Raw genomic sequence first — 530 nt, 5'->3', positions numbered from 1 at the left:
GGATTCCCCGGCTCGCCCGGCGCGTCCGGAAGCTCGGGCGCGTCCGCGGGGGCCGTGTGCTCGCCCATGTCCGTGATGTAGCGCTGGTCGGCGACGACTTCCGGCGACCGCGCGTACCCCTCGGGAAGCTGGTCGTAATCGAAGTTCGTCTCCGTCACCTTCCCGTCGGGGTCCGGACTCGGGCCGCCAGGCGTGTACTCGCCGTTCCCGGTGTCGTACGGCGGAAGCCGCGGTCCCCCGACGGCGTCGACCCTCGCCGGGTCGAGCATGTGGAAGTGGACGTCGAAGTGCGGCTTAAGCCACGCGCCCGCCCCACCGAAGTGGCCGCCCGGATTCCAGTTGAGCCCCAGGAACGTGAACGGGGTCGCCGCCGCGTCCGGGAACGGGACGAAGAACTGGAGCGACTGCTTGAAGTGGACCACAGTCGCCTGCCCGCCGGCGCGGTACTTGTCGGTCTCGGCCCGGTTGCCGGCCGCCGCGAGGTCGTCGGCGCTCGGTAACCCCTCCAGCGCCCCCCGCCCGAACTCCAC

At 71.7% G+C, this 530-nt stretch carries 1 pseudogene; it reads right to left on the bottom strand.

What is annotated here, in order from left to right:
• Positions 1 to 530: pseudogene (locus DVK07_RS21035) on the bottom strand (hypothetical protein); the annotation flags it as partial.

The sequence above is a fragment of the Halorubrum sp. Atlit-26R genome (genome assembly GCF_003666015.1).
In the GTDB taxonomy this organism is placed as follows: Archaea; Halobacteriota; Halobacteria; order Halobacteriales; family Haloferacaceae; genus Halorubrum.
Note: the sequence above shows the minus strand (reverse complement) of the source record. Positions and strands in the feature narration are given on the sequence as shown.